At 74.6% G+C, this 23,700-nt stretch carries 24 protein-coding genes; 20 read left to right on the top strand and 4 right to left on the bottom strand.

Annotated elements, in window-relative coordinates:
* The first annotated feature begins 131 nt into the window (after positions 1-131).
* The 12 genes from Actkin_RS29505 to Actkin_RS32675 all read left to right on the top strand — a co-directional run bounded on the left by Actkin_RS29505 (position 132) and on the right by Actkin_RS32675 (position 9,616).
* Positions 132-347: a hypothetical protein gene (locus tag Actkin_RS29505; RefSeq protein WP_258905054.1), complete on the top strand. Its 216-nt coding sequence runs from the start codon at positions 132-134 to the stop codon at positions 345-347.
* Positions 348-530: 183 nt separating this feature from the next.
* Entirely contained in the window at positions 531-842 is a 312-nt protein-coding gene (locus tag Actkin_RS29500) for a WXG100 family type VII secretion target (protein WP_258905053.1), read from the top strand.
* A 61-nt stretch (positions 843-903) separates the two neighbouring features.
* Complete coding sequence (locus tag Actkin_RS29495) at positions 904-1,191, top strand: WXG100 family type VII secretion target (RefSeq protein ID WP_189209531.1); 288 nt, start codon at positions 904-906, stop codon at positions 1,189-1,191.
* Positions 1,192-1,451: 260 nt separating this feature from the next.
* Positions 1,452-1,895 (top strand): 50S ribosomal protein L13, encoded by a 444-nt coding sequence (gene rplM, locus Actkin_RS29490; RefSeq protein WP_189209532.1) that lies wholly within the window; start codon positions 1,452-1,454, stop codon positions 1,893-1,895.
* Positions 1,896-2,038: 143 nt separating this feature from the next.
* A complete protein-coding gene (rpsI, locus tag Actkin_RS29485; protein ID WP_189210129.1) occupies positions 2,039-2,476 on the top strand; it encodes a 30S ribosomal protein S9 in 438 nt (145 codons plus the stop codon).
* Positions 2,477-2,561: 85 nt separating this feature from the next.
* On the top strand, positions 2,562-3,896 hold the full coding sequence (glmM, locus tag Actkin_RS29480) for a phosphoglucosamine mutase (RefSeq protein ID WP_189209533.1): 1,335 nt from the start codon (positions 2,562-2,564) through the stop codon (positions 3,894-3,896).
* 126 nt (positions 3,897-4,022) lie between these two features.
* Entirely contained in the window at positions 4,023-4,472 is a 450-nt protein-coding gene (locus Actkin_RS29475) for a hypothetical protein (RefSeq protein ID WP_258905052.1), read from the top strand.
* Positions 4,472-4,786: a hypothetical protein gene (locus tag Actkin_RS29470; protein ID WP_258905051.1), complete on the top strand. Its 315-nt coding sequence runs from the start codon at positions 4,472-4,474 to the stop codon at positions 4,784-4,786. The genes Actkin_RS29475 and Actkin_RS29470 overlap by 1 nt, the downstream gene beginning before the upstream one ends.
* Positions 4,783-6,282 carry a hypothetical protein gene (locus Actkin_RS29465; RefSeq protein ID WP_258905050.1) on the top strand — a complete coding sequence of 500 codons (1,500 nt, stop codon included), beginning with the start codon at positions 4,783-4,785 and terminating at the stop codon, positions 6,280-6,282. Before Actkin_RS29470 ends, Actkin_RS29465 begins: the two co-directional genes overlap by 4 nt.
* Before the next feature lie 154 nt (positions 6,283-6,436).
* Entirely contained in the window at positions 6,437-6,790 is a 354-nt protein-coding gene (locus Actkin_RS29460) for a WXG100 family type VII secretion target (RefSeq protein WP_189209537.1), read from the top strand.
* A 25-nt stretch (positions 6,791-6,815) separates the two neighbouring features.
* Entirely contained in the window at positions 6,816-9,047 is a 2,232-nt protein-coding gene (locus tag Actkin_RS29455; RefSeq protein WP_258908096.1) for a hypothetical protein, read from the top strand.
* Positions 9,048-9,061: 14 nt separating this feature from the next.
* The gene (locus tag Actkin_RS32675; RefSeq protein ID WP_309569090.1) at positions 9,062-9,616 is read left to right on the top strand and encodes a hypothetical protein; all 555 of its coding nucleotides are present in this window, start codon (positions 9,062-9,064) and stop codon (positions 9,614-9,616) included.
* A 172-nt stretch (positions 9,617-9,788) separates the two neighbouring features.
* Here the strand turns inward: Actkin_RS32675 and Actkin_RS29445 are convergent, their stop codons facing one another.
* A complete protein-coding gene (locus tag Actkin_RS29445; RefSeq protein ID WP_189209540.1) occupies positions 9,789-10,568 on the bottom strand; it encodes a dienelactone hydrolase family protein in 780 nt (259 codons plus the stop codon).
* A gap of 50 nt (positions 10,569-10,618) precedes the next feature.
* On the opposite strand from Actkin_RS29445, the gene glmS reads away from it, so the two are divergent.
* From glmS to tsaE, 5 genes are all read left to right on the top strand, one after another.
* Positions 10,619-12,481, top strand: a complete 1,863-nt coding sequence (glmS, locus tag Actkin_RS29440) for a glutamine--fructose-6-phosphate transaminase (isomerizing) (protein WP_258905049.1) — start codon at positions 10,619-10,621, stop codon at positions 12,479-12,481.
* A complete protein-coding gene (locus tag Actkin_RS29435; protein ID WP_258905048.1) occupies positions 12,481-13,905 on the top strand; it encodes an NAD(P)H-hydrate dehydratase in 1,425 nt (474 codons plus the stop codon). The genes glmS and Actkin_RS29435 overlap by 1 nt, the downstream gene beginning before the upstream one ends.
* Entirely contained in the window at positions 13,898-14,971 is a 1,074-nt protein-coding gene (gene alr / locus Actkin_RS29430; RefSeq protein WP_189209543.1) for an alanine racemase, read from the top strand. Before Actkin_RS29435 ends, alr begins: the two co-directional genes overlap by 8 nt.
* Before the next feature lie 68 nt (positions 14,972-15,039).
* Complete coding sequence (locus tag Actkin_RS29425; protein ID WP_258908006.1) at positions 15,040-16,017, top strand: alpha/beta fold hydrolase; 978 nt, start codon at positions 15,040-15,042, stop codon at positions 16,015-16,017.
* Between the two features lie 14 nt (positions 16,018-16,031).
* A complete protein-coding gene (gene tsaE / locus Actkin_RS29420; protein WP_396122900.1) occupies positions 16,032-16,496 on the top strand; it encodes a tRNA (adenosine(37)-N6)-threonylcarbamoyltransferase complex ATPase subunit type 1 TsaE in 465 nt (154 codons plus the stop codon).
* Positions 16,497-16,821: 325 nt separating this feature from the next.
* On the opposite strand, the gene Actkin_RS29415 is transcribed toward tsaE, so the two are convergent.
* Positions 16,822-18,150 (bottom strand): carboxyl transferase domain-containing protein, encoded by a 1,329-nt coding sequence (locus Actkin_RS29415; protein ID WP_258905046.1) that lies wholly within the window; start codon positions 18,148-18,150, stop codon positions 16,822-16,824.
* Positions 18,143-19,528 (bottom strand): acyl-CoA synthetase, encoded by a 1,386-nt coding sequence (locus tag Actkin_RS29410; protein ID WP_258905045.1) that lies wholly within the window; start codon positions 19,526-19,528, stop codon positions 18,143-18,145. The genes Actkin_RS29415 and Actkin_RS29410 overlap by 8 nt, the downstream gene beginning before the upstream one ends.
* Positions 19,529-19,598: 70 nt before the next feature.
* On the opposite strand from Actkin_RS29410, the gene tsaB reads away from it, so the two are divergent.
* The 3 genes from tsaB to tsaD are packed head-to-tail and all read left to right on the top strand — an operon-like array spanning position 19,599 to position 21,762.
* Positions 19,599-20,246 (top strand): tRNA (adenosine(37)-N6)-threonylcarbamoyltransferase complex dimerization subunit type 1 TsaB, encoded by a 648-nt coding sequence (gene tsaB / locus Actkin_RS29405; protein WP_189209547.1) that lies wholly within the window; start codon positions 19,599-19,601, stop codon positions 20,244-20,246.
* Positions 20,243-20,728, top strand: coding sequence for a ribosomal protein S18-alanine N-acetyltransferase (gene rimI, locus Actkin_RS29400; protein ID WP_189209548.1), 486 nt, complete (start codon positions 20,243-20,245; stop codon positions 20,726-20,728). Before tsaB ends, rimI begins: the two co-directional genes overlap by 4 nt.
* A complete protein-coding gene (gene tsaD, locus Actkin_RS29395; protein WP_189209549.1) occupies positions 20,725-21,762 on the top strand; it encodes a tRNA (adenosine(37)-N6)-threonylcarbamoyltransferase complex transferase subunit TsaD in 1,038 nt (345 codons plus the stop codon). Before rimI ends, tsaD begins: the two co-directional genes overlap by 4 nt.
* Here the strand turns inward: tsaD and Actkin_RS29390 are convergent.
* Positions 21,759-23,696 carry a peptidoglycan recognition protein family protein gene (locus tag Actkin_RS29390; RefSeq protein ID WP_258905044.1) on the bottom strand — a complete coding sequence of 646 codons (1,938 nt, stop codon included), beginning with the start codon at positions 23,694-23,696 and terminating at the stop codon, positions 21,759-21,761. The two genes, tsaD and Actkin_RS29390, sit on opposite strands and share 4 nt — an antisense overlap.
* Between the last annotated feature and the right edge of the window lie 4 nt (positions 23,697-23,700).

The raw sequence follows: 23,700 nt of genomic DNA, 5'->3' as shown, positions 1-23,700 counted from the left end.
CCACGGCGGGAGGCCCCATCCGGGCCTCCCGCCGTTCGCGTCCGCAGGGCCCGCGCGGCGCCGGAACCGACGGCATGCCTGTTCGGGGAAGAAGGAACCCGATGGCCGGGGCCGCGCAGTAGGGTCGGCCCATGAACTCCGACTTCGCGGAGGCCGTCGCCCGGTTCCGCGCCGAACTCGCCACGGCCGTGACCCGCTCGCGGCGGGCGGCGGCGGAGGCGCGCGCGCACTCGGCAGCGCTCCGGCGGGAGGTCGACGAGGTCGACCGGCCGGAGCCCGCGCCCGCGCCACCGTCCGATCCGGACGACGACGACTTCTCCGAGCAGACCATCCTGTTCCGCCCCTGACCGGTGCGTTTGCACACGCTTCGCGGCGCTGACCTGCGGGTTTCCCGAAACGGCGTTTACGGGAGCAACTACCTGCGACCAACCGCGACCGGCATGGAACCGAACCTGGCAGGGTCGCAGTCGTAAGGGGCATACGGACGGAAACGTCCGAGCCAACCAGACGAATGTAGGGGGTCACTCCCGATGGCCGGATACGGTGTTTCGCAGGAAGAGATGGCCAAGGCGGCTGTTGACGTCGACAACGTCAACCAGCAGAGCCAGGACTCGCTCAACAGCCTGTACAACGCCCTGACGCCGCTCCAGGACAACTGGAAGGGCGCCGCCTCGCAGGCGTTCGCGACGCTGCTGCAGCGCTACCAGGACGACGCCAGGAAGCTGCACGACGCCCTGCAGGGCATCTCGGAGCAGCTGAAGGAGTCCAACGCGGCGTACGCCCAGATGGAGGAGGAGGCGTCCTCCTCGCTCAGCAACATCAGCAACGTCCTCGGCGGCTGATCTCGGCCTCTGACGCCGACAGCACCCACATCAGGCTTCAACTCACAGGGAGAGAACTCGAATGGACCAGATCAGCGTCAACTTCGCCGAGGTGGCCAACGCCTCCCAGGCGATCAACAGCACCTCCGGCACCCTCGACGGTCTGCTGAGCGACCTCAAGAGCAGGCTCGCCCCGATCGGCGCCAGCTACACCGGCGCGGCCTCCGAGGCGTGGCAGCAGAAGCAGGCCGAGTGGGACCGGGCCTACGACGACCTGCGCCAGGTGCTGTCCTCCATCGGTGCGGCCGTCGGCCAGGCAGGCGAGAACTACGAGGCCACCGAGCGGGCGAACGCCAACCGCTGGGGCTGATCCCCACCCATCGTGACGAGCCCCGCGGGTTCCCGTGGGGCTCGACGCGTGTCCGGGGTCACTCGCCGGGGACTTGGGGGGACCCGTTTTGACCCTCGGCGATGCCACCCGGTATCTTCTTTCTTTGTTGTGCGGCGCGGGGCGTGATGCCCGACCGGTTACTGCGGGTCGGGTGGCGTTGCGCGCTCCTGGTCGGTTCGCCGACCAGGGGTGATGCCCGCACAGGTACCCATGACGCAAGTTGACAATGAGGTAGACCCGTGCCCACGTACACCCCGAAGCCCGGCGAGATCGACCGCGCTTGGCACGTTGTCGACGCCGAGGACGTGGTGCTTGGCAGGCTCGCCACGCACGTCGCGAACCTGCTGCGCGGCAAGCACAAGCCCACCTACGCCCCGCACGTCGACACCGGCGATTTCGTCGTGATCGTCAACGCCGAGAAGGTGGCCCTGACCGGGAACAAGCGCGACACCGCGTTCGTCTACCGGCACAGCGGCTACCCCGGCGGTCTGCGGAAGCGCTCCTTCGGCGAGATGCTCGACACCCGGCCGGAGCGGCTGCTGGAGAAGGTCGTCAAGGGCATGCTGCCCAAGAACAAGCTGGGTCGCGCCCAGGCCAAGAAGCTGAAGGTCTACGCGGGTCCGAACCACCCGCACGAGGCGCAGCAGCCCAAGCCGTTCGAGATTGCGAAGGTCGCCAAGTGAGTGAAGACGCCGTGACCCCCGAGGTCGAGGAGACCCCGGAGGCCGTTGAGGCCCCCGTCGCCGACGAGGCTCCCGCCGTCGACGCGGCCCCCGCCGATGAGGCGCAGGTCGCCGACGAGGCGCAGGCCGACTCGTTCGAGGCCATCGAGGCCGACGACGACGAGCCCGCCGCCCCGGCGCTGCCCCGGCTGACCGCCGAGAGCGCGCAGACCGTCGGCCGCCGCAAGGAGGCCGTCGTGCGGGTGCGCATCACCCCCGGCTCGGGCAAGTTCCTGCTCAACGGGCGCACCCTGGAGGAGTACTTCCCGAACAAGGTCCACCAGCAGCTCATCCGCGAGCCCCTGGTGACCGTCGAGAAGAACGAGTCCTTCGACATCCGCGCGAACCTGCGCGGCGGCGGCATCACCGGGCAGGCTGGCGCGCTGCGCCTGGCCATCGCCCGGGCCCTGATCGAGCTCGACAGCGAGGACCGGCCGCCGCTGAAGAAGGCGGGCTTCCTCACCCGGGACGCGCGGGTGAAGGAGCGCAAGAAGTACGGCCTCAAGAAGGCCCGCAAGGCGCCGCAGTACAGCAAGCGCTGACGCGACGACAGCACGCTACCGTTCGGGAGCAGCACGCACCGTGCTGCTCCCGTTCTGGTTTTCACCAACGGAGGTTTCCCAGTCCATGGCCCGCCTGTTCGGCACCGACGGGGTGCGCGGTCTCGCCAACGCCGACCTGACCCCCGAGCTGGCCCTGTCGGTCGCCGCGTCGGCGGCCCGCGTGCTGGCCGCGCACGACCGCTCGCACCGGCCGGTGGCCGTCGTCGGGCGCGATCCCCGGGCCAGCGGCGAGATGCTGCAGGCGGCGGTGTGCGCCGGGCTGGCCGCGGCGGGCGCGGACGTCATGCAGGTCGGGGTGCTGCCGACGCCGGGCGTCGCGCACCTGGTGGGCGAGCTGAACGCGGACCTGGGCGTGATGATCTCCGCGTCGCACAACCCGATGCCCGACAACGGCGTCAAGCTGTTCGCCGCGGGCGGGCACAAGCTGCCCGACGCCATCGAGGACGAGATCGAGGCGGGCATCGGGGTCACCGACGGCCGCCCGACCGGCGCGGGCGTCGGCCGGGTCTACGACATCCCCGACGCCGCCGACCGCTACGTCGAGCACCTGCTCAAGGCGACGCCGAACCGGCTGGACGGCCTGCGCGTCGTGGTCGACTGCGCCAACGGCGCGGCGTGGTCGGTCGCCCCGCGCGCCTACCGCGAGGCGGGCGCCGAGGTGATCGCCCTGCACGCGCTGCCCGACGGCGAGAACATCAACGACGGCTGCGGCTCCACCCACCTCGACGACCTGCGCGCCGCCGTCGTCGCCGAGGGCGCCGACCTGGGCATCGCCCACGACGGCGACGCCGACCGCTGCCTCGCCGTGGACGCCACCGGCGCGGTCGTCGACGGCGACCAGATCATGGCCGTGCTGGCGCTGGCCATGAAGGACGCAGGCGAGCTGGTGGACGACACCCTCGTCATCACCGTGATGAGCAACCTCGGCCTGCACCTGGCGATGCGCGAGGCCGGGGTGGCCGTGCGCACGACCGCCGTCGGCGACCGGTACGTGCTGGAGGAGCTGCGCGGGTCCGGCCTGGCGCTGGGCGGCGAGCAGTCCGGGCACGTGATCATCCCCGGGTTCGCCACCACCGGCGACGGCCTGCTGACCGCCATGCGGCTGATGGCGCGCGTCGCGGCGACCGGGCGGCCGCTGGCCGACCTCGCCAGCGTGATGACGAAGCTGCCGCAGGTGCTGATCAACGTCAAGGTGGCCGACAAGGCAGCGGTGGCGGTCTCGCCCCGGGTCAGCGCGGCCGTCGCCGAGGTGGAGGCCGAGCTGGGCGACACCGGGCGGGTGCTGCTGCGCCCGTCGGGCACCGAGCAGCTCGTCCGGGTCATGGTCGAGGCCTCGACCCAGGAGCTGGCCCAGGCCGCTGCCGACCGGCTCGCGGCCGTGGTCGCCGACGCTCGCTAAAGCCCCGTCCGCCGGGCCGCCCGGGGGTAGATTCTCTTCGCGTACGCGACGGCACCGCGGGGCGTGCCCCGGCGTCAGAGCGTCGAACGGGCAACGGGAACGCGCCGCCGGGGGGTCGCCACAAGCATGTACGGCACGAGAACGCAGGACGGGGTCATCCCCGCACGGGACATCCTCGCCCGGTACGAGGACATCACCGTCCGGCACGGCGCGCGGGTCGACGAGATCGGCGACGAGTTCGCCCAGCGGCTCGCCGCCGCCGACACCGAGGCCGCCGAGCGCGCCCGGCTGGCCGCCGAGGCGCAGGCCCAGGCGAAGCTCGCTGCCGAGCAGGCCGAGCAGGCGCCCGAGGCGAAGCCCACCTGGGAGCGCAGGCAGCGCCCGACGGTCCTGTCGTTCGGCGCCGAGGACGAGACCCCGGCCGCGGCCGGCCCGCAGCCGATGGTCCCACCGCCGCCGCCCCCCGTCGCGCCGCCACCGGCCCCGGAGCCGCCGCGGCGGCCCGTCCGCAGTCGGGTGCACTCCTTCGGCCCGGTCGATGACGAGGACCTGTCGGCGCAGAGGTGGATGCGGTGATGGCGCGGGGTGAGCTGCGGGTGGACACCGAGGCGGTGTCCGCGACCGTCGCCCGGTTCGCCGAGGTCACCGACGCCCTGGCGGCGATGGTCCGCCACGGCCGCGGTGACGCCTTCGCCCCGGCGCGGCTCGGCCCGCTCGGGGACGCCGCGGGCCGGGCGTACGCCGACCGCGCCGACGCGCTGCTGACGTCGCTGGAGCGCGCGGTCGCCGCGGTCGACGGGATCGGCGAGGCGCTGACCGCAGCCGACCGCGCGGTGATCGACGCGGACGAGGACGCGGCGGCGATGATCACCAGGGCCGGTGAGCGGTGAGCGAGGTGAGCGCCGCCCTGGTCGAGCCCGCGGTGGACCCGTCGGACACCTCGACCGCGCTGGTCGACGACCTGGCCGGGGTCGCGGAGCGGATGCGCGAGGCCGGTGCGCTGTACGCGCGCTGGCGGGCCCACCCGGCCGCGGCGCGGCGGTGGCCGGACGAGCCGTGGGGCACCGACCAGGACGCCCGGGCGCTGGACGACCTGCGGGGCATCGACTTCGGCGTCATGGACGCCACCTTCGCCAGGATGACCGCGCTGGCGACCGCGGCGGAGGCCGTGGGGCCGCTGGTCGCGGCCGCCCGCGCGGGCCTGGAGGAGCGGTGGGACAACCGGGCCGACCAGGCCGCCGCGCTGCGCCTGTCCGACTTCGCCTCGGCGCTGGGCGCCTGGCGCGACAGCGCGGGCCAGCTGGGCGCGGCGATGGAGGGCGCGCGGCGCACGGTCGCGTCGGTGCTGCGGCGCTGGGCCGACGAGGTCCGCGGCGCGGACGCGCGGGTGAGCGACCCGTCCCTGCGGCACGCCCACATCGACCTGGTCGACGCCGCGCTGGACGCGGGCCACACCCCGCAGTCCCTGCGGACCATGGGCATCCCGCTGGGCGGCGACCCGGTCGTGCCGAGCCACGAGGTGCTGGGCTGGCTGGACGACTTCGCCGCCCGGCACAGCGCGGAGCTGGTCCGGCTGCGCCGCGGCGCGCTGGCCGCCCGCGACGCCGTCGAGCAGGTGTGGGGCGTCCTCGGGCAGGTGCTGGCCGAGGTCCCCGCCGACCCGTTCGCCGTGTTCGCCCCGCCCGAGCCCGCGCCGGACGAGACCAGGGTGACCATCCGCGACGGCGAGCACTCGATGGTGCTGACCGGTCCCGACGAGCACGGCCGCTACGAGCTGGCCCTGCCCGGCGGCACCCGGTCCCTGGACTTCTCGAACGGCCCGGTCCGCTTCACCGACGGCGACACCGCCGTCACCGCGACCCTGGTCGGCGATGGCAAGGTCGCGATCACCCTGGACGACGGCGACGGTCCGCCGGTGACCTACACGGTGGACGCCTCCGGCGACGAGCAGCCCGAGCCGGTGCCCGCCGAGACGCCGGTGAAGCCCTCCGGCGACGACGCTGGCCCGGGCGGCGGGGCCGGTGGCCCCGGCGGCGGCTCCGCGGCGATCGGCGGGGGCGGCGCGGCGGGCGCGGACGCCGGCGCGCCGACCCCGGTGGCCGAGGGCCCCTCGACCGGGGCCGAGGCGCCCGCTGGCGACCAGCACCGCGCGGCCGCCCCGGCGGCGGCCGCGGCGGGCGGCGCGTCCGGCGGGTCCGGCGGCGGCATGGGCGGCGGCATGCCGATGGGCGGCGGGATGGGCGCGGGCGCAGGCCAGGGCCAGGGCGGCGACAACGAGCGCAAGCAGAGCGCGTGGCGCATCGCGGGCAACATCTTCGATGACAAGGACCCGGCCTCGGGCTTCGACGGGATCATCGGCATCGATCCCGGCCGCAAGCAGGCCTGACCGTCCCTTCGCGTCCGCAACGAGGTGGGAACCGGCGGAATCCCGACGGCATCCCACTCGCTGCAAGCAGGTGTGATCAGCCGTTCGGACCGTCCGGGTCGGAACAGGCGAGTAGTCTGCGCAGCACGGGCCGGGTGACCGGGAGGGGAGAGCTGTGAGCGGTTTCGAGTACGACGCCGACGCGGTGCGGGGGTTCGCCGCGGTGTTCGCCGAGGCGCAGTCGCAGGTGTCGATGATCCAGTCGGACCTGGCGCAGAGCACGGCGAAGGCCGTCGACTTCGGCAAGCCGTGGGCGGGTCTGCAGGGCGCGGAGTTCGAGCAGTACTGGCAGGCCATCGCCAACGACCTGAAGAACCTGGCCACCCACCTCGGGGCGATCAGCGCCAGCCTCAACCAGGGCACCGACCTCGTCGTGGAGTCCGACACCTCCGGCTACAGCAACCTCAAGTCCATTGAGGACCGCATGGGGACCGGCACCGCCGACGGCGACGGCGCCGTCTACGTCTGAGCGCCGGGCGCGTTAGGGGGCAGAAGTGGAATTCGAGAAGCCGGACGCCTATCAGGCGTTGGTGAACAAGTCCGCGGCGGTCGGCACCCGCGGCGAGGCGTGGGACGAGATCGGCGACCCGATGGACTACGGCGTCGACCAGCTCCTCCCCGCCTACGACACCGCCCTTGAGCTCAATCTCAACCCGAAGCCGCCGGAGAAGCGGCAGGAGGTCAACGAGCTGCGCTGGGGGAAGATCAAGAAGGACGCGGTCCGGCTGGAGGGCCTCGCCGCGGCGATGGAGAACATCGCCCAGGTCGTCAAGAGCGGCAAGGACAAGCTCGCCCACGACTGGAAGGGCGAGTCGTTCGAGGCGTTCAAGACCGCCGTCGACCGGGTCGAGAAGACCCTCAACGACTTCGCGGGCGCGTGCAAGACGACCGCGGGCGGGCTCACCTCCGCGATGGACAGCGCCCAGCAGCTCTACTCGACCTACTCGGACAACTGCGTCAGCATCTTCGACTTCAGCTGCTTCACCAAGCCGGAGGACTGGAAGAAGGTCCAGCAGAGCGACCTCGACGCCTTCGCCGAGTCGTGCGGCGAGTGGCACCTGAGCGTCAACTGCGACAAGGACGACGACGACGCGGGCGCGATGCTCGGCAAGTTCGCCACCAAGGGCTGGTTGGAGTGGTTCGACTCCAACGACTGCGACGAGAGCGGCGACAAGGTCCGCGGCATGGCCTCCGACGTGGCGACCAAGTCCGAGGAGGAGCGGCAGTCGATCCGGGAGAAGATCCACGGCTTCTACACCGCGACCGACGACCTCAAGGACCAGGTCACCGAGCTGCACGACGCCGCGCTGGAGAACCTGCGCATCATGGCGGAGCTGAAGGTCTTCGCCCTGATGAAGGTGCCGGGCGCGCCGTCGGGCGACGGCGGCGGCAACGACGGCGGCGGCAATGACGACGGCGGCGGTGGCGGCAACGGCGGCGGCTCCGGGAACGGCGGCGGCTCCGGCAGCGGCGGCGGTTCGGGCAGCGGTGGCGGCGGCCAGGCGCAGATGCCGACCCCACCCACCCCGCCGCCCCTGCCCGAGCCCGACACGGGCTCGCTGGAGAAGGACGGCAAGCCCGACCCGAACAACCCCCTCGACCCCGACAACCCCGGCGCGACCGACCCGAACGGGCCAGGGGCCGACGGCTCGCCCGGCGGCAGCGGCGCGCCGGAGACGGTGAAGATCGAGGAGGACGGCCGGACCATCGAGGTCACCAGCCCGGACAGCCAGGGCCAGGTCAAGGTGACCGTGGACGACGGCTCCGGCGAGCCCAAGACCTACACGGTCGACTTCGGCGCGGGCGGCCCGCAGCTGCCCGGCGGCGTGACCACCCTGCCCGCGCCCGCCCCGGGCTTCGGCCCGGACGGCTCGGGCGCCGGTGGCGGCGTGCCCGGCGCGGAGGGCGAGATGATCCAGCCGGGCGAGGACGGCAAGGCGGTGATCTCCGACCCGCCGATGACCATCACCGCGGAGCGGCCCGGTGGCGGCGACACCGTCGTGGTCACCGTCGACGACGGCAGCGGCGGCGAGCCGACCACCTACACCCTCGACTACTCCGACCCGGCCCAGTCGGCCACGCCGACCCCGGACGGGCCGGGCGACGTCCAGGCCATGCCCGCTCCGTACGGGCCGGGCGACGTGCAGGCGATGCCCGCGCCCGCTCCGGGCGGCTTCACCGAGCCCTCGGGCGCGTGGGCCGAGCCCGCCGTGTGGTCCGAGCCGGGCGCGCCGAGCGAGCCGGTGGGCTCGGCCGTCGGCGGCCCCGGCGAGCCCGTGGGGGCCTCCGCGGGCGGGTCCGCGGGGTCCTCGGGCGAGCCCGCTGGCGTCGTGGCGGGCAGCCACGGGGAACCGGTCGCGGTCGCCGAGTACCAGGCCACCACGCCCTCCGGCGACGGCGGCGCGTGGGGCGCGGCGGGCAGCGCGTTCGGCGACCCGATGCCGCAGGCGGCGGAGAACGCGATGGCGCAGTCCGTCACCGCCACGAGCGAGGCGGCGCTGGGCGCGGTCAGCGGCAACCCGGGCGGCGGCGACGGCAGCCAGGCAGGCGGTTCCGCGGGCATGGGCGCCATGGGCGGCGGCATGGGGGCCATGGGCGGTGCGGGCGGCGGCGGCCAGGGCGGCGACTCCGAGCGCCAGACCGGCCAGTGGCGCACCAGTGGCAACCTCTTCGACGACGACTTCGCCGATTCCCGCCTCGGCGGCTTCCTCGGCGACTTCCGCTGACCCAGGGGGCGGTCATGTACCTGATGGACCAGATGGACCCGGCGGCCACCCAGCGCCGCATCGACCAGGCCACCGAGGCCGGTCGCCGGGCGATGGACCGGGCCTTGGAGCGCTCGCAGGAGCTCGACAAGGCGGCGGCCGAGGCGAACAAGCGGCGCGAACAGCTCGTCCAGGAGGCCAAGGACGAGCACGAGCGCAAGGAAGCCGCCCGCATCGCCGCGCGCGAGGCGGCGGAGAAGAAGCCCCAGAACGCCTGGGGCGACCGTCCCCAGCGGCAGACCGTGCTGTCCTTCGGCGAGAGCGAGGAGGCGCCTGCCCCACGGCAGACCCCGCCGCCCCCGCCGCCGCGCCCGGTCCCCCCGCCGCAGCACGCGCCTCAGCCGTCCGCGGCGGCTCCCAACCGCTACCTGAGCTTCGGCGCGGAGGAGGAGGCCCAGCCCCCGCCCCCGCCGCAGCCCACCCGCCCCCCGGAGCCGCCGCGCCGCCCCGCCGCACCCCCGCGCAGGCAGGCCGAGGCCACCGACGACGAGGACGACGACTGGTCGGGCCGCAGCTGGATGCGCCGGTAGGCCGGGAGCCTGCCGGGCTCCGGCGAGGGGCTATGACGCCTGGACGGTCCCGGGTCCGCAGGACCACTGCCTGCGACCCGGGCCCTGAGGCGGATTCACTGACCGCGGTGCAGCGGGCGTGGGCGTCGGTCCGGAGCGAAATCCAGGTCCGCGCCCACGGCGCTCCGGCGTTCTAGGCGGCGGTGGGGAGGGTGCCCTTGATGGGCTCCTCCAGGAGCGCCGCGTAGTCCTTCACGCCCGCCAGGTGGTGCAGGAAGAACGCCGTCAGCAGGCCCCGCGCCAGTTTGCGGGCGGTGGAGTCGCCCTTGCCCTGGACGATGAGGTCGCTCCAGTGCCTGCCCTCGGTGAAGGCCATGTGGCTGGACTTGGGCAGCACGCACAGCCGGGACGGCCCGGCCCAGGTGCGGGCGATCAGCTCGGCGTGGGCGACCGGCGGGGCGACGATGTCGCGCCCGCCCGCCAGGTGCAGGGAGGGCATGGCGCAGGCGCGGGCCGCCTCGGAGGCGAACGGGCGGGTCTGGGACGCCGCCAGGGTGGCCACCGCGCGCACCCTGGGGTCCTCAGCGGCGGCCAGGACCGCGCAGCCCGCGCCGGTCGAGTGACCTGCGAGGCCGAGCCTGGCCGGGTCGACGCTGATGTCGCCGTCGCCGAGCCGCACGCCGACGCACACGTCCAGCGCGGTGCGCAGGTCGGCGGCCAGGAGGCGGCTCGAGGCGAAGGGACCCGATTGGGTGGCGGGCGCCGCCGTCACGATGCCCCACGACGCCAGGTGCCGGAGCAGGCCGCGGTAGCGCTCGACCGGTTGGAGCCAGCCGTGGCCGAAGGCGATCGCGGGCAGGTTCAGGCCCGTGCGCGGGGTGAACACCGCGCCGGGCAGGCCGACGAGGGCGAGGTCGCCGCGCAGGACCTCGTACGGGCCCGGGCGGGACAGCTCGTCGAGCAGGCGTGCCATGCGGGAAGCCTATCCGGGGCCGCGCGGCGCACGTGGTTACCCTGGTCGCCGTGTGCGGAATCGTGGGTTACGTAGGACACCGGCAGGCGCTGGACGTCGTCCTCAACGGGCTGCGGCGGCTGGAGTACCGCGGGTACGACTCGGCGGGCGTGGCGGTGCTGACCGACGCGGGCCTCACCGTCGAGCGCAAGGCGGGCAGGCTGGCGAACCTGGAGGCGCGGCTGGCCGAGGTCGGCGTCGACAGCTTCGCGGGCACCGCGGGCATGGGCCACACCCGGTGGGCCACGCACGGCGCGCCGATCGACCGCAACTCCCACCCGCACCGCGACGCCACCGGGCGGGTCGCGGTCGTGCACAACGGCATCATCGAGAACTTCGCCGCGCTGCGGGCCGAGCTGGAGGCCGCGGGCGTCGAGCTGGCCAGCGACACCGACAGCGAGACCGCGGCGCATCTGATCGCCCGCGAGTACGGCGCGGTGAAGGAGCGCGGCGGCGGCCTCGCCGAGGCCGTGCGGACCGTGTGCCGCAGGCTGGAGGGCGCGTTCACCCTGGTCGTGTCGCACGCCGACGAGCCGGACGTGATCGTGGCGGCGCGCCGGTCGTCGCCGCTGGTGGTGGGCCTCGGCGACGGCGAGACGTTCGTCGCCTCCGACGTGGCGGCGTTCATCGAGCACACCCGCGAGGCCGTCGAGCTGGGCCAGGACCAGCTCGTGGAGATCACCCGCGACGGCTACCGGGTCACCGACTTCCACGGCGAGGACGCCCCGGTGAAGCCGTTCACCGTCGACTGGGACCTCTCCGCCGCCGAGAAGGGCGGCCACGAGTACTTCATGCTCAAGGAGATCGAGGAGCAGCCCGAGGCGCTGGCCAACACGCTGCGCGGGCACTTCGTCGACGGGCGGGTCGTGCTCGACGAGCAGCGGCTGTCCGACCAGGACCTGCGCGACGTCGACAAGGTCTTCGTCGTCGCCTGCGGCTCGGCCTACCACTCCGGGCTGGTGGCCAAGTACGCCATCGAGCACTGGACCCGGCTGCCCGTCGAGGTCGAGCTGGCCTCGGAGTTCCGCTACCGCGACCCCGTGCTGGACCGCGACACCCTGGTGGTGGCCGTGTCCCAGTCCGGGGAGACCGCGGACACGCTGGAGGCCGTGCGCCACGCGCGCGAGCAGAAGGCCCGCGTGCTGGCGGTGTGCAACACCAACGGCGCGCAGATCCCGCGCGAGTCCGACGCGGTGCTCTACACCCACGCCGGACCCGAGATCGGCGTCGCGTCCACCAAGGCGTTCCTCGCCCAGATCGCGGCGAACTACCTGGTCGGGCTGGCCCTGGCGCAGGCGAGGGGCACCAAGTACGCCGACGAGGTGGCCCGCGAGTTCCGCGAGCTGGAGGCCATGCCCAAGGCCGTGTCCCGGGTGCTGGAGACCGTCGAGCGGGTGCGCGCGCTCGGCCGCGAGCTGGCCGACTCCAAGGCGGTGCTGTTCCTCGGCCGCCACGTCGGCTACCCGGTGGCGCTGGAGGGCGCGCTCAAGCTCAAGGAGCTGGCGTACATGCACGCCGAGGGCTTCGCCGCGGGCGAGCTCAAGCACGGCCCGATCGCGCTGATCGAGGAGGGCCTGCCGGTCGTCGTGGTGATGCCGTCGCCCAAGGGGCGCGCGGTGCTGCACGCCAAGCTGGTGTCCAACATCAGCGAGATCCAGGCCCGCGGCGCGCGCACGGTCGTCATCGCCGAGGAGGGCGACGAGACGGTGCGCCCGTTCGCCGACGAGCTGATCGAGGTGCCCGCGGTGCCGACGCTGCTGCAGCCGCTGGTGTCGACGGTGCCGCTGCAGGTGCTGGCCGCCGAGATCGCCCGCGCGCGGGGGTACGACGTGGACAAGCCCCGCAACCTCGCCAAGTCCGTCACGGTCGAGTAGTGCGCGGCGTCTGGGCCACCGGCCGGGTGCGCGAGGCCGAGCGGCTGGTGCTGGCCAGGACGGCCCCGGGCGCGCTCATGCGCCGCGCGGCCTACGGCGTCGCCCAGCACACGCTGCGGCTGCTGCGCCGGACGGGCGGGGTCGCCGGGCGCCACGTCGTGCTGCTGGTCGGCACCGGGGACAACGGCGGCGACGCGCTCTGGGCGGGCGCGTTCCTGCGCCGCCGGTCGGTCGGGGTGACGGCGGTGCTGCTCGACCCGTCCCGCGTGCACGCGGAGGGCCTGGCGGCGCTGCTGCGCGCGGGCGGGCGGATCGGGTCGGCCGTGGAGGCCGCGGACGTGGTCGTCGACGGGATCGTCGGGCTCTCGGCACGCGGGCCGCTGCGGGCCCCGGCCGCCGAGCTGGTCTCCCGGGTGCGCGCGCCGATCGTGGCCGTGGACCTGCCCAGCGGCGTCGACCCGGACACCGGGGCGGTCGACGGTCCCGCGGTGACCGCCGAGGTGACGGTGACGTTCGGCGCGTACAAGCCCGCGCACTTCCTGGCCGCGGAGCGCTGCGGCGATGTGCGCCTGGTGGACCTCGGGCTCGCACTGTCCGATCCGGACTTCTCCGTGCTCGACCCGGTCGACGTGGCGCGGACCTGGCGCGTGCCGGGCCAGACCGACGACAAGTACACCCAGGGCGTCGTGGGCGTGGCCGCCGGGTCGGCCACCTACCCGGGCGCCGCGGTGCTGGCCGTCGGCGCGGCCGTCGCCGCCACGTCCGGGCTGACCCGGTACGCGGGCTCGGCGGCCGACGAGGTGCGGGCGCGCTGGCCGGAGGTCGTGGCCACCGGGGCGGTCGGCGACGCCGGGCGGGTGCAGGCGTGGGTCGTCGGGCCCGGCCTCGGCACCGGGTCGGCCTCGCGGGCGGTGCTGCGCGACGTCCTCGCCGACGGCGTGGCCACCTGCGTGGACGCCGACGGGATCACGCTGCTGGGCGCGCACCCGGACCTGTGGGACGCCCGCGACCCGGACGCCCCGGTCGTGCTGACCCCGCACGACCGCGAGTTCGCCCGGATCGCCGAGCCGCTGGGGATCACGCTCGGAACGGACCGGGTGCAGGCCGCGCAAGCGCTTGCGTCCCGGTTGAACGTCACGGTCCTGCTCAAGGGCCACGCCACGGTGATCGCCGGGCCGGACGGCCGCACCCTGGTCAACCCGGCGCGCTCGCACTGGCTGGCCACCGCGGGGACGGGCGACATCCTGTCCGGCCTGGTCGGCGCGCTGCTGGCGAGCGGGGCCGACCCGGTCGCGGCGGCGGGCGCGGCGGCGTGGCTGCACGTGCGCGCGGCGGAGCTGGCCGCGCGCGGGGCGCCGGTGTCGGCCTCGCCGATCCTGGCCGCGGTGCCGGACGCGGTGCGGGAGGTGGTGTCGGGTGGCTAGCCCCCGGGCCGAGGTGCTCGTGCACCTCGACCACATCGAGGCGAACGTCGCGCTGCTCGCCGAGCGGGCCGGGCCCGCGGCGACGATGGCCGTGGTCAAGGCCGACGGGTACGGCCACGGCGCGGTCCCGGTGGCGCGGGCGGCGCTGCGCGGCGGGGCGAGCTGGCTGGGCACGGTGTCGCTGGCCGAGGCGCTTGCGCTGCGCGACGCGGGCATCGACGCGCCGATCCTGTGCTGGCTGGACCCGGTCGGCACCGACTACCGGCCCGCGGTGGCCGAGGGCATCGACGTCGCGGTGTCCAGTGTGGAGCAACTGCGCGCGGTGTCCGGCGCGCGGGTGCACCTGAAGATCGACACCGGGCTGACCCGGGGCGGGTGCCCGCCCGGGCTGTGGCCGGAACTCGTGCGCGCGGCGGCGGCGTCGGACAGCGAGGTCTACGCGGTCTGGTCGCACCTGGCGTGCGCGGACGACCCCGGCCACCCGTCGATCGACGCGCAGGCGCGGCGGTTCGCCGAGGCCTACGAGGTGGCGCTGGCCGCAGGGCTGCGCCCGCGCAGGCACCTGGCGAACTCCGCGGCGACGCTCACCCGGCCGGACCTGTGCTTCGACATGGTGCGCGTCGGGATCGCGATGTACGGGCTCAACCCCGTGCCGGGCGGCGAGAAGTTGGCGCCCGCCATGACGTTCCGCTCGTCGGTGGTGTCGGTGAAGGACATCGCCGCGGGCGAGTCCGTCTCCTATGGACACCTGTGGACCGCCGAGCGGGACACCCGGCTGGCGCTGGTGCCCGTCGGGTACGCCGACGGCGTTCCCCGGCTGCTGACCGGGCGGATGTCGGTGCTGGTCAACGACGTCCTGTGCCCGGTGCGCGGCCGGATATGCATGGACCAGTTCGTGGTCGAGTGCGACGCGCGCCCGGGCGACGAGGTGGTGCTGTTCGGACCCGGGACCCGGGGCGAGCCGACCGCGACGGACTGGGCGGAGGCGATCGGGACCATCGACTACGAGATCGTCACCGGCATGAACCGCCCGCGCGTGACGCGCACCTACCTGGGGGAGCGGTGAGGGTCGGCCGCGCGGTCGCGGCGGTGGGCGGCGCGGTGGGCCTGGCGGCGGCCGCGGCCGCGCTGACCATGCGGCGCAAGGCCGACGACCCGTACGCCGACGAGCCCTTCGGCGAACTGCCTGCCGACCGGGTGAGCACCATCGCCGCGGACGACGGGGTCGCGCTGTCGGTCGAGGAGATCGACCCGGCCGACGGCGGCGCTCCCGACCTGACCGCGATCCTGGTGCACGGCTTCGCGTTGAGCAGGCTGTGCTGGCACTTCCAGCGGCGGGACCTGGCGCGGCTGACCGGGCCCCGGGTGGCGCAGATCCTCTACGACCACCGCAGCCACGGCCGCTCCCAGCGCACCGACGCGGCGGGGAGCACGATCGAGCAGTTGGCGCGGGACCTGGAGGCCGTCATCCGGGTGGCCGCGCCCGAGGGCCCGCTGGTCCTCATCGGACACTCGATGGGCGGCATGGTCGTCATCGCGCTGGCTGAGCTGTTCCCCGAGCTGTTCGCCGCCCGGGTGCGCGGGGTCGCGCTGATCGGGACGTCGGCGGGCGAGGTCGGCAAGCAGGGGCTGCCGCGGCCGCTGCTGTCGAAGTACAACCCGCTGACGCGCCTGCTGGGCCGCTTCGCCGACTGGCAGCCGGGCCTGGTCGAGCTGATCCGCGCCGCGGGCGGCCAGCTGACCCGCGCGGGCGTGCGCACGATCGGGTTCGGCTCGCGCGAGGTCAGCCCCCGGCTGGTCGACTTCATGGTGGCGATGCTCGACGTGACGCCGGTCCGGGTGCTCGCCGACTTCGTCGACACCCTGGGCAGCCACAACCGCTACGCTGCGCTGGCCGGTCTGCGCGAGTGCCGGGTGCTGGTGCTCGGCGGCGACGAGGACTGGATGACTCCGTGGTCGCACGCCGAGCGCATCGCCGAGGAACTGCCCCACTCGACCCTGGTCCGCGTGCGCGGCGCGGGCCACCTCGTCATGCTGGAGCGGCCCGATGTGGTCACCGGCCACCTCGCGGTCCTGCTGCGGGACTGCGCGGGTATCCCGTCATCGGAGTGAACATGGAGAGCGGCGTGGTTGAGCTGCGTACCCCGGAGGACACGCTGGACTTCGGCAGGCGCCTGGGCGCCCTGCTGACGGCGGGCGACCTCGTCCTGCTCGCGGGCCCCCTCGGCGCGGGCAAGACGGTGCTGGCCAAGGGCATCGCCGACGGCCTCGGCGTGCGCGGGCGGGTGAGCAGCCCGACGTTCATCATCGCCCGCGAACACCCCGCGGGCGAGCGCGGCGTCCCCATGGTCCACGTCGACGCCTACCGCCTCGGCGGCGACCTCGCCCAACTCGACGACCTCGACCTCGACACCGAACTCGTCGACGCCGCCGTCGTCGTGGAGTGGGGCGAGGGCGCGGCCGAGCGGCTGTCGGCCGACCACCTGCTGATCCGCATCGCCCGCAGGCCGGACGACACCCGCGAACTCACCCTGGAGCCGTCGGGCTCGTGGGAGACCCGGCTGACGGCCCTGACCGCCAACCACGCCTAACCGCCCCACCCGACCCGCACCGGCGGTTCGCCGACGCTGCCGCTGGCCCACGCCTTCCCGGCCAGCGGTCCCGCTGCTCGCCCGCCCACGCTCGCACGAGTCGACTCGGGCAGACGCCGCCCGCTGTCGGCGGCGATGCGCCGCGCGCAGGTGGTCGCGTTTGTGCCTGTCCATGACCGAACCGTTGGCAGGCGGTGGGCGGCGCTGCGGCGTGGGCTGGCGGTTCCGTTGCCGTTTCCGTGACCGGGTCGGTGTGCCGCGCGGACCGACCGGCCCACGTGTCGCCTGTCGGTGGTTATCCAGGCTCGGGCGGGTGGTCGGCCCGCTAGCGGGTCGCGATGCCGCGGACGACGCCCAGTTCCAGGAGGTCTGTCGGGCGGAGGCGCAGCTGTTCGGCGGTTTCCCGCACGGCGTCCGGTGATCGTTTGAGGATGGCGGTGCTCAGTTCTGGGGCGATGACCGAGAAGTAGGCGTCCGGGGTGATCCACATGCGGTCGGGGGCCGCCAGGGCCAGTGCGCCGCCGGAGCCGCCCTCGCCGATGACCAGGGTGGTCACCGGGACGCGGGCGGCGGCGATCGTGCTGAACAGGTCGGCGATGGCTGGGCCGACGCCCGCGCGCTCGGCGGCGGCGTCGTTCGCGGCGCCGGGGGTGTCCACCAGGGTCAGCACCGGCAGGCCGAGCCGCTCGGCGATCCGGATGAGCCGGACCGCCGTGCGGAAGCCCGCGGGGGTGGTGGCCGTGCCCGTCTGGGCGGCGTACGCGACCGAGCGCCTGCCGCGCAGGCCGATCCCGCACAGCATCCCGGGGTCGACCCCGCCGCAGCGGTCGCCGGAGATGGCGCGGCGCAGGTCGAAGTAGTCGTCCAGGTACGCGTCCGCGCGCGGGCGGCCGGGGGAACGCGCGCCCAGCACCGTCGACCACCCGTCGGCGGCCGGGACGCCCGCGCCCAGCGCGCGCGGGACGTCCGCGGGCTCCGGGCTGGACGCGCTCAGCAGCGTCAACCACTCCGCTACGACGGACGGCAGGTCCTCCAGCTCGCACACCTCGTCCACGTGCCCGCCCGCGAACTGCCCCTCCGCGGTGTACGCCGGGTCGTCGCGGTCGGCCGAGGGGCGCACGCGCGAGCCCGCGAAGCCCACCTGCGCCCCCGCGACGCCCACGACGACGTCCGCGCCCGCGCCCAGCGACGCCCACAGGCCGCCGGTCGTCGGGTCGCGCAGGACCGACAGCTGGGGGACGCCCGCCTCGTGCAGCAGGGTCGACTGCCGGGCGATGCGCTGGAGCTGGCGCAGCGACAGCATCCCCTCCTGCATGCGGCTGCCGCCGGTGGCGATCAGCGACACCAGCGGCGTCCGCGTCCGCCGCGCGTGGGCGAAGGCGTGCTCGATGCGGTCGCCGGTGCCGGTGCCGACCGAGCCGCCCAGGAAGCGGAAGTCGAAGGCGATGAGCACCGCGCGCGTGCCGCCGACCCGGCCGACCCCGCACACCACGGACTCGGTCTCGCCGCTGCGCTCGGCTGCCGCCCCGCGCTGGGCGTCGTAGCCCGCCCAGGCCAGCGGGCCGTCCGCGCCGCGGTCAACGGCGGGCACGGCGAACTCGTCGAAGTCGGTGGCGACCAGGTCGATGACCCACCGCGCGCCGGGGTCAGCCATGCAGCGCCCGCTTCGTGACCTTGCCCATCTCGTTGCGCGGCAGGGCGTCGAGGTACCGCACGACGCGGGGGCGCTTGTGCGGGGCCAGCAGCGCGGCGACGTGGTCGGCCAGCTCGGCGGCCGACGGCGGCTCCCCGTCGGGCACCACCCACGCCACGATCCGCTCGCCGAGGTCGTCGTCCGGCTCGCCGGTCACCGCGGCCTCGGCGACCCCGGGGTGCTCCAGCAGCGCGTTCTCGATCTCGCCTGCGCCGATCTTGTAGCCGCCGCTCTTGATCAGGTCCGTGGCCCGCCGCCCGACGATCCGGAACGCGCCGTCGGCCTCGCGCACGGCCATGTCGCCGGTGCGGAACCAGCCGTCGACGAACGCCGCGGCCGTCGCGTCGGGGCGGTTGAGGTAGCCGAGGAACAGGTTCGGCCCGCGCACCTCGATCTCGCCCATGCCGTCGACCACGTCGGCCAGCCGGACCTCGACGCCGGGCAGCGCGGGCCCGACGATCCCCGGCCGCCGCTCGCCGTCGGCGCGCACCCCGCAGTTCATCAGCGTCTCGGTCATCCCGTAGCGCTCCACCACCCGCTGGCCGGTGGCCTCGGTGATGCGCGCGTGGTCGGTCGCGGGCAGCGCCGCCGACCCGGACACCAGCAGCCGCGCCCGGCCCACCGCGGCGGCGAGGTCGGCGTCGGCCGCGCAGTCCAGACCCAGCCGGTGGTACATCGTGGGCACGCCGAACATCACCGTCGCCCCGTCGCGGAACGCCTGGCCGACAGCGGCGCTGGTGAAGCGGCCCAGGTGCCACATCGTCCCGCCGCGGCGCAGCGTGCCCAGCACGCCCACGATCAGCCCGTGCACGTGGAACAGCGGCAGCGCGTGCACCACGACGTCCTCGGGAGTCCACGCCCAGATCTCGGCCAGCGCGTCGAGGTTCGACGCCACCGCCCGCCGGGGCAGCAGCACGCCCTTGGGCGGCCCGGTGGTGCCGGAGGTGTAGACGACGAACGCCACGGACTCCCCGTCCGGCTCCGGAAGCGGCTCCCCGGACACCCGGGCCGCGACGTCCACCGCGTGGCGCGGCAGGTCGATCCCCGGGTCGTCGGCGGGCGCGTGCAGCAGCAGTTCCGGGGCGCTGTCGGCCAGGATGTGGGCCAGCTCCCGGGCGCCGACCTTGGGGTTCAGCGGAACGACCGCCACCCCCGCGGCCAGGCACCCCACCACAGCCAGCACCGTCTCCGGCGACGGGGTCGCCCACACCGCGACCCGCGAGCATCCGCGCACCTTCTCGGCGACGGCCCTGGCGGCCGAGGCCACCTCGCCGTGCGTCAGCGTCAGCCCGGGGAACCGGACGGCGACCCGCTCCGGGGCACTCTGCGGCAGCAGCACGAGGCCAACCTTAGTGGGGAGCACCGGCCGCCGAGGGCTGTGAGCAGGCTCTCTCGTACTCTTGACGACTGTGTTGGTTCTGGCTGTTGACACCGCCACCCCCGCCGTCACCGCAGGCGTCGTCCAGGTGGGTGACACCGTGCGCGTGCTCGCCGAGCGGGTCACCGTGGACGCGAAGGCGCACGGCGAGCTGCTGACCCCGCACGTGCGCGACGCGCTCGCCGAGGCGGGCCGCACGCTCGCCGACGTCGACGCGATCGTCTGCGGGGTCGGCCCCGGGCCGTTCACCGGGCTGCGCGCGGGCATGGTCAGCGCGGGCGCGCTCGGCCACGCCCTGGGCAGGCCGGTCCACCCGGTGTGCTCGCTGGACGCGATCGCCGCCGCCGTGCCCGGCGAGCCGCTGCTGGTGGTCACCGACGCCCGCCGCCGCGAGGTTTACTGGGCGACCTACGACGCCATGGGCGTGCGCACCGACGGCCCGCACGTGTCGCCGCCCGCGGAGGTCAACGCGCCGCACGCCACGCGCGTGGCGGGCGCGGACCTGCACGACTTCGGCCTCCCGCTGATCGAGCCCGCGCACCCGACCCCGGCGGGCCTGGTCGCCGCGGCGCGCGCCGCGCTGCTCTCCGGCGCCGAGCCCGGCCCGCTGACCCCGCTGTACCTGCGCCGCCCGGACGCCGTCGTCCCCGGCGCCCGCAAGCGGGTGAGCCGGGCATGAGCGTGCGCACGGCACAGGTCCGCACGGCCCACCTGCGCCGCGAGGACCTGGCCCGGTGCGCGGAGCTGGAGCGCGTGCTGTTCGCGGGCGAGGACCCGTGGAGCGAGGCCGCGTTCGCCTCCGAGCTGGACTGGGGCCACTACTACCTCGGCGCCTACGCCGCGGACCGGCTCGTCGGGTACGCCGGGCTGGCCGTCGTCGGCCCGCCGGGCGACGTGGAGGCCAGCGTGCACACGCTCGGGGTGGACCCCGACTGGCAGCGCCGCGGCATCGGCCGACTCCTGCTGCGCGAGCTCCTCGCCGAGGCGGACCGGGTCGGGGCCACGGTGTTCCTGGAGGTCCGCACCGACAACGAGCCCGCCATCGCGCTGTACGCCGCGCACGGCTTCACCCGTGTCGGCCTGCGCAAGCGCTACTACCAGCCCTCCGGCGCCGACGCCTACACCATGATGCGCCCCGCCCCGGTCGAGGAGACGACGTGACGATCATCCTGGGCATCGAGACCTCCTGCGACGAGACCGGCGTCGGCCTGGTCCGCCTCGACGGCTCCGGCGCGGTCGAGCTGCTGGCCGACGAGGTGGCCTCCAGCGTCGAGCAGCACGCCCGCTTCGGCGGCGTGGTGCCCGAGGTGGCCAGCCGCGCGCACCTGGAGGCCATGGTCCCCACCATGCGCAGGGCGTTCGACGCCGCTGGCCTGAAGATGTCCGATGTGGACGCGATCACGGTGACCTGCGGTCCCGGCCTGGCGGGCGCGCTGCTGGTGGGCGTCTCCGCCGCGAAGGCGTACGCGCTGTCGCTGGGCGTGCCGCTGTACGGGGCCAACCACCTCGCCGGGCACGTCGCCGCGGACACCCTGGAGCACGGCCCGCTCCCGACGCCGTGCCTGGCGCTGCTGGTCTCCGGCGGCCACACCCAGCTGCTCAAGGTCGACGGCCTGGCGACCAGCATCACCGAGATCGGCTCCACCATCGACGACGCGGCGGGCGAGGCCTACGACAAGGTCGCCCGCGTGCTCGACCTGCCCTACCCGGGCGGCCCGCCGATCGACGCCGCCGCCCGCCGGGGGAACCCGAGGGCGATCGCCTTCCCGCGGGGGCTCACCGGCCCGCGCGACGCCCGCAACGACTTCTCCTTCTCCGGCCTCAAGACCGCGGTCGCCCGCTGGGTCGAGGCGCGCGAGCCCGAGCCGATCCCGGTCGACGACGTGGCAGCGTCGTTCCAGGAGGCCGTCGCCGACGTGCTCACCGCCAAGGCCGTGCGGGCCTGCGTGGACGAGGGCATCGGCACGATGGTGATCTCCGGCGGCGTGGCGGCCAACTCCCGGCTCAAGGAGCTGGCCGCCGAGCGCTGCGCGGCCGCGGGCATCACGCTGCGCGTCCCGCGGCCGCGGCTGTGCACCGACAACGGCGCCATGATGGCCGCCCTCGGCGCCCACCTGGTGGCTGCGGGCGTCGAGGCGTCCTCTTTGGACCTCTCGGCGGACCCGGCGCTGCCGGTGTCCACCATCTCGGTCTAGCGGCGCGGGCGGGTCGGCTCCGGCACCACGTAGTCGGTGCGCAGGGACACGTCCGAGGCCTTCACGAAGCCGAAGCGGTGGCCGAACTGGACCTGGATGTACCGCTCGCCGCGGACCACCGTGTGGTGGGCGGGGTCGAACGTGGTGGCCTTGAAGTACTCCGAGGCCACGTCCCCGCCCATGATGTACTTCTGGCCCGCCAGCATGCGGTACGGCAGCGCCTCCACCGGCTCCGGCGTGATGCCCGAGGGGTAGGCCGACGCCTGCGGGTACGCCCGGCCGTACACCGGCACCGCGGTCAGGCCCGGCCTCGGCCAGACCTGCACGCCGCGGCTCGGGACCGTCTGGCTGGTGCGCAGCCAGCCCTTCTGGCCCAGGTACCAGATCGCCGTCCAGTCCCCGGAGCGCTCGGCCACGGCGAACTTCTGCCCGGAGTCGACGCGGCTGCCGATGTCGGAGACGTGCATGGTCGACACCGCGCCGTTCGGGCGCAGGCCGATGTCCTTGAGCAGCGGCGCGTCATCGCGCGGGGCGCTGCGCAGGACGACGGAGGTGGAGCTGCGCGACGGGCACGCCGCGCTGGTCCCGTCGCAGCCGGTGAACCTCGGCTTGTTGGTCGCCCAGTCCGGCCGGATCGTCACGACGTTGGTGTACGGCGTGCCGTCGGCGGTGAAGGGCGCGCCGAGCAGGCCGAAGTAGTGCGTCCAGTTCCAGTACGGGCCCGGGTCCCAGTGCATCGCGGGGATCCGGCTGGCGATCGGGCCGGGCACGTTGTCGTGGCCGACGATGTGGTGGCGGTCCAGCGGCACGTTGTACTTGGCGGCCAGGTACTTCACCAGCTTGGCCGACGTGCGGTACATCGCCTCGGTGTACCAGGTGCCCTGCGCGGCGAAGCCCTCGTGCTCGAGGCCGATCGCCTTGGAGTTGACGTACCAGTTGCCCGCGTGCCAGCCGACGTCCTTGGTGGCCACGTGCTGGGCGATGTGGCCGTCGTTGCTGCGCAGCGTGTAGTGCCAGCTGGCGGGCCTGGTCAGCGTCTGCACCGAGGAGAGCGCGCCCGCGTAGGAGCCCTCGACGTCGTGGATGACGATGTAGTCGACCTTCTGGTTGGTCGGCCGGTTCGACTTGTCGTGGTTGCCATAGGTGGGATTGCCGTTGCTGTCGTTGAACTGCCCGTACGGCGCGCCGACCCACTGGCAGGCCACGTCGGACGGGCACTCGACCGCGGCCGCCGTGGCCGTCTGGGTGAGGCCCATCCGGTTCAGCACGGTCTTGTCCGGCTCCACCGAGCGGGCCTTGAGCCGCATCTTCTGGCCGTCGTCGGTGGTGCGGGCGAAGCCCTGGCGCAGCACGCCGTACACCTCGTCGGCGAAGACCTCGGCGGTGCGGGTGTCGGTGGCGCCGCTGTAGCGGGCGACCGCGCCGTACCAGTCCGCGGGGTCGTCGCTCAGCGGGCCGAGTTCGCGCTGGTAGTGGGCCAGCAGCGCGGCGCCGCCCCGGATGTTGGCCGCCGGGTCGCTGCGCAGCGTCTCCGGCGCGATGCCGGTCAGCTCCGCTGCCCTGGGCAGCGTGTGCAGCGCGGGCGCGCTGATATCGACGTCCTGGTGCGTGGGCTTGAGCTCGGGCCGGGCGGTGTCGCCGCGCGGGTCCTCGCCGTGGTCGTGGTGGGTGCCGCCCGCGGTGGCCGTGGCGGCGTCGGTCAGGTGCATCGGGCCGTAGCCCGCGGAAACGCTCGGCGCGCCCGCGTTGGCGTCCCAGCGGGACTCCAAATAGGACAGCGCCATGAGCAGGTCGGCGGGCACGTCGAACTCGTCGGCTGCCGCGGCGAAGGCGCGCTGCCGCTTCTCTTCTGCGGGCTGGGCGGTCGCGGGCGCGGTGATCGCCAGCGCGGCGAGCGCGACGACCGCGACGGCCAGCGTACGTCGGCGGTGCAAGGGA

The organism is Actinokineospora sp. UTMC 2448 (assembly GCF_024760565.1).
Taxonomy (GTDB): domain Bacteria; phylum Actinomycetota; class Actinomycetes; order Mycobacteriales; family Pseudonocardiaceae; genus Actinokineospora; species Actinokineospora fastidiosa.
Note: the sequence above shows the minus strand (reverse complement) of the source record. Positions and strands in the feature narration are given on the sequence as shown.